General features: G+C 71.5%; 10 protein-coding genes. 5 read left to right on the top strand and 5 right to left on the bottom strand.

Going from position 1 to position 8,749, the window contains the following annotated elements; genetic code table 11:
- Positions 1 to 729, top strand: a 729-nt coding sequence (locus tag JHN63_RS45250) for a septum formation family protein (protein ID WP_200690966.1), incomplete at its 5' end; no start/stop codon positions are given.
- 13 nt (positions 730 to 742) lie between these two features.
- Positions 743 to 901: a hypothetical protein gene (locus tag JHN63_RS45255; RefSeq protein ID WP_019070924.1), complete on the top strand. Its 159-nt coding sequence runs from the start codon at positions 743 to 745 to the stop codon at positions 899 to 901.
- Between the two features lie 6 nt (positions 902 to 907).
- Here JHN63_RS45255 and JHN63_RS45260 read toward each other — a convergent pair whose 3' ends face one another.
- From JHN63_RS45260 to JHN63_RS45275, 4 genes are all read right to left on the bottom strand, one after another.
- Positions 908 to 2,113 (bottom strand): sensor histidine kinase, encoded by a 1,206-nt coding sequence (locus JHN63_RS45260; protein ID WP_200690967.1) that lies wholly within the window; start codon positions 2,111 to 2,113, stop codon positions 908 to 910.
- A 67-nt stretch (positions 2,114 to 2,180) separates the two neighbouring features.
- Entirely contained in the window at positions 2,181 to 3,893 is a 1,713-nt protein-coding gene (locus JHN63_RS45265; RefSeq protein ID WP_200690968.1) for a cation acetate symporter, read from the bottom strand.
- A 24-nt stretch (positions 3,894 to 3,917) separates the two neighbouring features.
- Positions 3,918 to 4,277 (bottom strand): hypothetical protein, encoded by a 360-nt coding sequence (locus tag JHN63_RS45270; protein WP_200690969.1) that lies wholly within the window; start codon positions 4,275 to 4,277, stop codon positions 3,918 to 3,920.
- Positions 4,278 to 4,279: 2 nt separating this feature from the next.
- The gene (locus JHN63_RS45275; RefSeq protein ID WP_200690970.1) at positions 4,280 to 5,029 is read right to left on the bottom strand and encodes a LytTR family DNA-binding domain-containing protein; all 750 of its coding nucleotides are present in this window, start codon (positions 5,027 to 5,029) and stop codon (positions 4,280 to 4,282) included.
- Positions 5,030 to 5,106: 77 nt separating this feature from the next.
- Here JHN63_RS45275 and JHN63_RS45280 point away from each other — a divergent pair, with 77 nt between their 5' ends.
- From JHN63_RS45280 to rocD, 3 genes are all read left to right on the top strand, one after another.
- Complete coding sequence (locus JHN63_RS45280; RefSeq protein ID WP_200690971.1) at positions 5,107 to 5,610, top strand: Lrp/AsnC family transcriptional regulator; 504 nt, start codon at positions 5,107 to 5,109, stop codon at positions 5,608 to 5,610.
- A 123-nt stretch (positions 5,611 to 5,733) separates the two neighbouring features.
- Complete coding sequence (ddaH, locus tag JHN63_RS45285) at positions 5,734 to 6,546, top strand: dimethylargininase (RefSeq protein ID WP_200690972.1); 813 nt, start codon at positions 5,734 to 5,736, stop codon at positions 6,544 to 6,546.
- Entirely contained in the window at positions 6,543 to 7,769 is a 1,227-nt protein-coding gene (rocD, locus tag JHN63_RS45290; RefSeq protein ID WP_200690973.1) for an ornithine--oxo-acid transaminase, read from the top strand. The genes ddaH and rocD overlap by 4 nt, the downstream gene beginning before the upstream one ends.
- 599 nt (positions 7,770 to 8,368) lie before the next feature.
- Here rocD and JHN63_RS45295 read toward each other — a convergent pair.
- On the bottom strand, positions 8,369 to 8,596 hold the full coding sequence (locus JHN63_RS45295) for a hypothetical protein (RefSeq protein WP_200690974.1): 228 nt from the start codon (positions 8,594 to 8,596) through the stop codon (positions 8,369 to 8,371).
- Positions 8,597 to 8,749: the final 153 nt, after the last annotated feature.

An 8,749-nucleotide genomic window follows, 5' to 3' on the forward strand; every position in this document is an offset into this window, starting at 1 on the left:
TCCTTGAGCGGCGCGGAGAGCCCGACGGCGGTGCCGTACGGCGGGCTCTCCGCGCCGCTCAAGGACGGCGACTGTGTCACCGCCGACTGGCCCGGCGGGAAGCTCTTCCGGGGGACGCCACGGCTCGCCGTCGACCCCACCTGTCGGAACGCGGTGCCCGACGGGCAGGTGATGGCGTCCGTGTCCACCGCGTCGGCGGGCGAGGCGCGCAAGGTCGGGTCGGAGCGGTGTGCGGAGCGGACGCGGGCGGCCCGGGAGAAGCTGGCGGACGTGCGGAGCCTCGCGGTCGTCCCGACCGACGCGGGTTTCGCGGCCGCCGGGCGGCGCACCGTGTGTCTGGTGCTGGGCGCGCACGGGCCGGTCTACGGGCCGCTCGGCAGCCGGCGCGCGCTCGGGTCGGCGTTCGCGGACACGTCGACCATGCAGAAGCGGGACTGTCTGGACGTGCCCTCGGACCGGGCCGCGAGCCTGGTCTCCTGCACCGGGAAGCACGATCAGGTGGTGGTCGGGTTCACCCGCTTGGGCGCGGACGTCACGCTGGCCCAGGCCCGTACGCGGTCGGACGCGGCCTGTGCCCGCGATGTCCCGCCGGCCGACCACGGCTTCGATCCGTCGGTGTACGAGGCCGCCTCCTGGACCAGCCAAGGTCCGTGGAAGTCGGGCACACATTTCGTCGTGTGCGCCGTTCGGAAGCAGAACGGGGGCACCATGGAGGGGACCGAACCATGAGGAGGGTGTTGCGATGCCCGGTTCCACGAAGACCATGGGGGTGATCACCGTCGGCGGACTCGTGGTGGTGACGGCCTACACGGTGGCGCTCGGCAGTAACGGCTGGCTGTGGTTCGGCTGGGTCGTGCTCGGGCTGATCACTCTGGGGATGGTGGCCACGCGCAGCACCTGACGCCCGCTACTCGGCGCTCCGCCGACTGGCCGAGTGCACGCCCGGCTGGTACTTCGGCAGCCGGGCGGTGATCTTCATGCCCGCTCCTACGGCGGTCTCGATGACGAGGCCGTAGTCGTCGCCGTAGACCTGGCGGAGCCGGTCGTCGACGTTGGACAGGCCGATGCCGCCCGAGGGGCTGACCTCGCCCGCCAGGATGCGGCGCAGCAGGTCGGGGTCCATGCCGGTGCCGTCGTCCTCGATGACGACGAGCGCCTCGGCGCCGGCGTCCTGCGCGGTGATGCTGATGCGGCTCTTGTCGGCCTTGCCTTCGAGGCCGTGTTTCACGGCGTTCTCGACCAGGGGTTGCAGGCACAGGAACGGGAGCGCGACCGGGAGCACCTCGGGGGCGATCTGGAGCGTGACGGAGAGCCGTTCGCCGAAGCGGGCCCGGACGAGCGCCAAGTAGTGGTCGATGGCGTGGAGTTCATCCGCGAGGGTGGTGAAATCGCCGTGCCTGCGGAACGAGTAGCGGGTGAAGTCGGCGAATTCGAGGAGCAGTTCGCGGGCGCGCTCGGGGTCGGTGCGGACGAACGAGGCGATCACCGCGAGCGAGTTGAAGATGAAGTGCGGGGAGATCTGGGCCCGAAGTGCCTTGATCTCGGCCTCGATCAACCGGGTGCGGGACTGGTCCAGATCCGCCAACTCCAGTTGCACGGAGACCCAGCGGGCGACCTCTCCGGCGGCCCGGACGAGCACGGCCGACTCGCGCGGCGCGCAGGCGACCAGCGCGCCGTGGACCCGGTCGTCGACGGTGAGCGGGGCGACCACGGCCCAGCGCAACGGGCAGTCGGGAGCATCGCAGTTGAGCCGGAACGCCTCGCCGCGGCCGGTCTCCAGGGGGCCCGCGAGCCGTTCCATGATCTCGGCCCGGTGGTGGTCGCCGACGCCGTCCCAGGCGAGGACCTGTGTCTGGTCGGCCAGACAGAGCGCGTCGGTGCCGAGCAGCGTGCGCAGTCTCCGCGCCGAGCGGCGGGCCGTCTCGCCGGTGAGTCCGGCGCGCAGCGGGGGCGCTGCGAGGGAGGCGGTGTGCAGGGTCTGGAAGGTGGCGTGCTCGACGGGGGTGCCGAGTCCGCCGAGGCTCTCGGGGCGCGCGGTGCGCCGCCCGAGCCAGAAGCCGGCGGCGAGCAGCGGGAGCACGGCGACACAGAGACCGGCCAGGAATCCGCTCATGCGGCCGCCTCCGTACGGGAGTTGGGTGATCCGTTCACGAAGGTGGCAGCACCGTCCGTGGATGTCGTCACGCCTTCACCTCCGCCCGCAGCTCCTCCGGCAGATGGAACCTCGCCAGGATCGCCGCCGTGCCCGTCGGCACCCGGCCCGGGGTGGCCAGGGACACCAGCACCATGGTGAGGAAGCCCAGCGGTACCGACCAGAGCGCGGGCCAGGCCAGCAGGGCGTGCAGAGAGCCGGTGCCGGGGAAGCCCGCCATGGTCGCCGCCACCGCGACGAACGCCGAGCCGCCGCCCACCAGCATCCCGGCCGCCGCGCCGGGCGGGGTGAGCCGGGTCCACCAGATGCCGAGAACCAGCAACGGGCAGAAGGAGGAGGCCGACACGGCGAACGCGAGGCCCACGGCGTCGGCGACCGGCAGTCCGCCGACCAGGGCGCTCGCCACCAACGGGACGGCCATCGCGAGGACCGTGCCGAGTCTGAAGTGCCGTACCCCGCGCGACGGGAGGACGTCCTGGGTGAGGACCCCGGCCACGGCCATGGTCAGCCCCGAGGCGGTGGACAGGAACGCGGCGAAGGCGCCGCCCGCGACCAGCGCGCCGAGCAGATCGCCGCCGACGCCGCCGATCACGCGGTCGGGCAGCAGCAGGACGGCCGCGTCGGCGTCGCCGGTGAGGGTGAGTTCCGGGGTGTACAGGCGGCCGAGGGCGCCGTAGACGGGCGGGAGGAGGTAGAAGGCGCCGATCAGGCCGAGGACGGCGACCGTCGTGCGGCGGGCGGCGACGCCGTGCGGGCTGGTGTAGAAGCGGACGACGACGTGCGGGAGGCCCATGGTGCCGAGGAAGGTGGCGAGGATGAGGCCGTACGTCGCGTACAGCGGGCGTTCCTCGCGGCTCGCGGCCAGGGAGGTCGACATGCCGCCGTTGGTGCCGCGGTCGGCGACGGGGACGGTGGCGCCCTTGGCGAAGGTGAGACGGGTGCCGCGCTCGATGTGGTGGGTGCCTGCGGGGAGTTGGAGCTTCGTCGCGTCATGCGCGTGGCCGTCGACCTTACCGGTCACCGTGACCGTGAGGGGGTGGTCGAGCCGGAGGTCGAGTGTCTCGTCGACCCGAACTGCCCGCTGTTCGCGGAAGGTTGCCGGTTCCCCGAAGGCCTGCCGGGGTGCTCCGTCGCTCTGCCAGGCGAGGACCAGGAAGAGGGCGGGGACGAGCAGCGCGGTGAGCTTGAGCCAGTACTGGAAGGCCTGCACGAAGGTGATGCTGCGCATACCGCCGGCCGCGACCGTGGCGACCACCACGACCGCCACGATCAGTCCGCCGAGCGAGTCGGGCGCCCCGGTGAGGACGGTCAACGTCAGTCCCGCGCCCTGGAGTTGGGGCAGGAGATAGAGCCAGCCGACGCCTACGACGAAGGCCCCCGCGAGGCGTCGTACCGCGTGCGAGGCGAGGCGGGCCTCGGCGAAGTCGGGGAGGGTGTAGGCGCCGGAGCGGCGCAGCGGGGCGGCGACGAACAGCAGCAGGACCAGGTATCCGGCGGTGTAGCCGACCGGGTACCAGAGCATGTCCGGGCCCTGGACCAGGACCAGTCCCGCGATGCCGAGGAAGGAGGCGGCGGAGAGGTATTCGCCGCTGATGGCCGCCGCGTTGAGGCGGGGGCCGACGGTGCGGGAGGCGACGTAGAAGTCGGAGGTGGTGCGGGAGATGCGCAGGCCGAACGCGCCGACGAGGACCGTGGCCACGACGACGAGGGCGACCGCCGGTACGGCGTAGCTGGAGTTCATCGCTCTTCGTTCACCGGTCCTCGCTCATCGGTCCTCTACGAGGCGTACGAAGTCGCGTTCGTTGCGTTCGGCGCGGCGGACGTACCAGAGGGCGAGGAGGACGAGCGGGGCGTAGAGGCAGAAGCCGAGCACCAGCCATTCGAGGCGGTGGGAGTCGGGGGTCGCCGCGAACACCAGGGGCAGCGGGCCGACCAGGAGGACGAGGACCGCGAACACCACGAGGGCGGCGCGGAGTTGGGTGCGCATGAGGGAGCGGACGTAGGTGTGACCGAGGGTGGTCTGTTCGTCGATCTCGGTGCGGGGGCGGGAGTAGCCGGAGGCCCGCCGGGTGCGACGGGGTGGGCCGGTGACAACAACCCTGCGTTCGCTGGGGTCCTGAGGCATCGTCAGGACCTCCGCATCAGCAGGTCGCGCAGTTCGCGGGTGTGGCGGCGGCTGACCTGGAGTTCCTCGCCGCCGACCAGGACGCTCACCGTGCCCGCGTCCAGGCGGAGTTCGCCGATGTGGTGCAGGGCGACGAGGTGGCGGCGGTGGATGCGGACGAAGCCGCGCGAGCGCCAGCGGTCTTCGAGGGTGGAGACCGGGATGCGGACGAGGTGGCTGCCCTTGTCGGTGTGGAGGCGGGCGTAGTCGCCCTGGGCCTCGACGTGGGTGATGTCGTCGACGGCCACGAAGCGGGTGACACCGCCGAGTTCGACGGCGATGTGGTCGGGGTCGGGTTCGTGCACGGGTATCCGCGGTGCGGCGCCGCCGAGTTCGACGGCCCGGCGCACCGCCTCGGCGAGGCGTTCCTTCCGTACCGGCTTCAGCACATAGTCAACTGCCTTGAGATCGAAGGCCTGTACGGCGAAGTCCTCGTGCGCGGTGACGAACACGACGAGCGGCGGCTGCGCGAACCCCGTCAACAGCCGTGCCAGGTCGAGCCCGTCGAGGCCCGGCATCTGGATGTCGAGGAACACGACGTCGATGGCCTCCGGGCCGTCCGGGCCCGATTCCAGGGCCCTGTTGATACGGCGCAGCGCCTCGGTCGCGTCGCCCGCGCCCTCCGCGCTGCCGATGCGTGGATCGGCGTTCAGCAGGTACAGCAACTCCTCCAGCGAGGGGCGTTCGTCGTCGACGGCGAGGGCGCGCAGCATGAACGTGGAGTGTAGGAGGAATTCGTACGCCTGGACATGTGCCGGGCGTGGACGTTCGCGCTGGATACAGTGCGGACATGAACAGCAGGACCACCCCGTTCGACGAACTCGACCGGAAGATCATCACCGCGTTGATGGCGAACGCGCGGACCAGTTTCGCCGAGATCGGCGCGGCGGTCGGGCTGTCCGCGACGGCGGTGAAGCGGCGTGTGGACCGGCTGCGTGAGACGGGCGTGATCACCGGGTTCACGGCGACCGTGCAGCCGTCCGCGCTCGGGTGGCGCACGGAGGCGTACGTGGAGGTGTACTGCGAGGGTGCCGCGCCCCCCAGGCGGCTCGCGGAGGTGGTGCGCAACCATCCGGAGATCACCGCGGCGATGACGGTGACCGGGGGCGCGGACGCGCTGCTGCACGTGCGGGCCACCGATGTGGACCATTTCGAGGCGGTGCTGGAGCGGATCCGGCAGGAGCCGTTCATCCGGAAGACGATCAGCGTGATGGTGCTGTCCCACCTCCTCCCGGAAAGCCCGGAAGCGGGCGCCACCCACCCCGCGCCGGACGACGCATCAGACCTGCGCTGACGCGGGGAAAGACGCAGCATTCCTGCGCGGACACGCAGCCTTCATCGCTTGTCGCGCGTATTGGTCTCTTCCTACCGTGGTGTCAACCCCAGTCGACATCACAGGAAGCGGAGGAACCCCTCTGTGCCCGAGACCCGTGTGCGGCGCCGGCGGCGCTTTCTCGTCTGCGAACCCAGACACTTCGCCGTGCAGTACGCGATCAACCCCTGGATGCATCCCGACATCCAGGTGGACGTCGATCTCGCCCAGGAGCAGTGGCGGACGCTGATCGACACCTACCGCTCCCACGGCCACACCGTCGACACCGTGCCCCCGGCCCCCGGGCTCCCGGACATGGTCTTCGCCGCGAACTCGGCGGTCGTCGTCGAGGGCCGTGTCTTCGGCTCCCTCTTCCACGCGCCCGAGCGGCGCGCCGAGTCCGACCACTACGACATGTGGTTCAAGGCGGCGGGCTACGACGTCCACCGCCCCGAGTCGGTGAGCGAGGGCGAGGGCGACCTGATCCCGACCGGCCGTTACGTCCTGGCCGGCACCGGGTTCCGCACGACCCGCGAGGCCCATCGCGAGGTGCAGGAGTTCTTCGGCGTGCCGGTGATCAGCCTGACGCTGGTGGACCCGTACTTCTACCACCTGGACACGGCGCTGTTCGTCCTGGACGAGGACAACATCTGCTACTACCCGGAGGCGTTCTCGCCGGGCAGCCGGGAGGTGCTGGCGCGGCTGTTCCCGGACGCGGTGCTCGCGACCCGCGAGGACGCGATGACGTTCGGCCTCAACTCCGTCTCCGACGGCCTGCACGTCTTCATCGCGCCGCAGGCCGAGGCCCTGGCCGCGCGCCTCGCCGAACGCGGCTACGTCCCCGTCCCCGTCGACCTGTCGGAGTTCCACAAAGCCGGCGGCGGCATCAAGTGCTGCACCCAGGAGATCCGCTCATGACCGCACCCGCCAGTGCCCGTACGTCCGCCGACCTCATCCGCGCCGAGGAGCCGGTCCTCGCGCACAACTACCACCCGCTGCCCGTGGTGGTCGCCCGTGCCGAGGGCGCCTGGGTGGAGGACGTCGAGGGCCGCCGCTACCTCGACATGCTCGCGGGCTACTCGGCCCTCAACTTCGGCCACCGCCACCCGGTGTTGATCGAGGCGGCCCACCGCCAGCTCGACCAGCTGACGCTCACCTCGCGCGCCTTCCACAACGACAAGCTGGCCGAATTCGCGGAACGGCTCGCGGAGTTGACCGGCCTCGACATGGTGCTGCCGATGAACACCGGCGCGGAGGCGGTCGAGAGCGGGATCAAGGTGGCCCGCAAATGGGCCTACGACGTGAAGGGCGTCCCCGCCGACAAGGCGACCATCGTCGTCGCGGCGGAGAACTTCCACGGTCGTACGACGACGATCGTCAGCTTCTCCACCGACGAGTCGGCGCGGGCGGGCTTCGGTCCCTTCACGCCGGGCTTCCGGATCGTGCCGTACAACGACCTCGGGGCGCTGGAGGCGGCGGTCGACGAGACGACGGCGGCGGTGCTGATCGAGCCCATCCAGGGCGAGGCCGGCGTCATCATCCCGGACGCGGGCTATCTGGCCGGTGTGCGCGAACTCACCACCCGCAAGGGCTGCTTGTTCATCGCGGACGAGATCCAGTCGGGGCTCGGCCGCACCGGCCGCACGCTCGCCGTCGAGCACGAGGGCGTCGTCCCGGACGTGCTGCTGCTCGGCAAGGCGCTGGGCGGCGGGATCGTGCCGGTGTCGGCGGTGGTCGCGCGGCGCGAGGTGCTGGGGGTACTGCACCCGGGCGAGCACGGTTCGACGTTCGGCGGGAATCCGCTCGCCGCGGCGGTCGGCACGGCGGTCGTCGAGCTGCTGGAGACGGGTGAATTCCAGCGCAGGGCCACGGAGTTGGGCGTGGTGCTGCGGGACGGCCTGACCGACCTGGTCGGCAAGGGCGTGGTCGGCTTCCGCGCCCGCGGCCTCTGGGCGGGCGTCGACGTCGACCCGGCGATCGGCACCGGCCGCGAGATCAGCGAACGCCTCATGCGCGAGGGCGTCTTGGCCAAGGACACCCACGGCTCCACGATCCGCCTGGCCCCACCACTGACCATCACGGCGGACGAACTCCGGTCGGCAGTGGGCACGTTGGAGAAGGTGCTGACGCAAGGCGCGTGATACGGGAGGGGCGGGTCGGGCCGACACGGAAACGTCGGTCCGACCCACCCTCACCGGCTGCTACTTGGTGGCCTGAATGCCGGCGGTCCGCCAACTCGCTGCGGTCCGGGGCGAGCTACAGGAGGGTCGGTCCCGCCGGGCGCCTGCGGACGCGCCCGACTCCCCCGCAAAATCGGCTAGTTGTCCGCCGCGTTCAGCTTCGCAGGAGCGGGCGTGTCGGCCAGAGCGGCCTGCGCGAGGAGCCGAGGGCCCAGGCCCCAGGCCCCAGGCCCCAGGCCCCAGCCACGGTGACCTCGACTCGGGGGCGAGTTCTCCGCCTACGCGCCGACATCCCGGCCGAGCTAGGGGACAGCCGGGCCAGCCAGACCCCTACGCCCGACTCCCCCGCAGAATCCGCCAGTTGTCTGCCGCGTTCAGCTTCGCAGGAGCGGACGTGTCGGCCAGAGCAGCCCTGCCCAAGGAGCCGAGGGCCCAGGCCACGGTGACCTCGGCTCAGGGGGGCAGGTTCGCCGCCAACGCGCCTGCACCCGGACCGAGCTACAGGACGATCGGCCCGGCCGGACCCCCTACGCCCGCGCCCAACTCCCCCGCAGAATCAGCTAGTTGTCTGCCGCGTTCAGCTTCGCAGGAGCGCCGGTGTCGGCCAGGGCGGCCTGGGCGAGGAGGCGGCGGGCCAGGTCGCGGGCCTCGGCCACGGTGAGTGAGGCCCAGAGCCCGGGCTCGCCGCGTACGACAGGGCCCACGTCCAGGGTGACCCGGCTGATCGGTCGTTCCGGGAGCGCCAGCAGCAGTCGCTTCACCGCGACCTGCCGACCGCACGTGGTCACCAACGGCGCTTCACCTGACGGCGGGAGCGGCTCCTGCCCTGACCGATTCATCTCCTCCACGACCTTCCCTGAGTACCCGGCGAGGTATCAGGAGCAGCGCGGAACGGGCCCGGGTTGTTCCCGGCGACCGGCGACGGCACCCGTTCGGGCCGA

Source organism: Streptomyces sp. MBT65, assembly GCF_016612545.1.
Taxonomy (GTDB): Bacteria; Actinomycetota; Actinomycetes; order Streptomycetales; family Streptomycetaceae; genus Streptomyces.

Bases quoted from the DNA above. Each gene is read 5' to 3' on its own strand.
- JHN63_RS45255 (WP_019070924.1), top strand. From the start codon at position 743: ATGCCCGGTTCCACGAAGACCATGGGGGTGATCACCGTCGGCGGACTC.
- JHN63_RS45260 (WP_200690967.1), bottom strand. From the start codon at position 2,113: ATGAGCGGATTCCTGGCCGGTCTCTGTGTCGCCGTGCTCCCGCTGCTC.
- JHN63_RS45265 (WP_200690968.1), bottom strand. From the start codon at position 3,893: ATGAACTCCAGCTACGCCGTACCGGCGGTCGCCCTCGTCGTCGTGGCC.
- JHN63_RS45270 (WP_200690969.1), bottom strand. From the start codon at position 4,277: ATGCCTCAGGACCCCAGCGAACGCAGGGTTGTTGTCACCGGCCCACCC.
- JHN63_RS45275 (WP_200690970.1), bottom strand. From the start codon at position 5,029: ATGCTGCGCGCCCTCGCCGTCGACGACGAACGCCCCTCGCTGGAGGAG.
- JHN63_RS45280 (WP_200690971.1), top strand. From the start codon at position 5,107: ATGAACAGCAGGACCACCCCGTTCGACGAACTCGACCGGAAGATCATC.
- rocD (WP_200690973.1), top strand. From the start codon at position 6,543: ATGACCGCACCCGCCAGTGCCCGTACGTCCGCCGACCTCATCCGCGCC.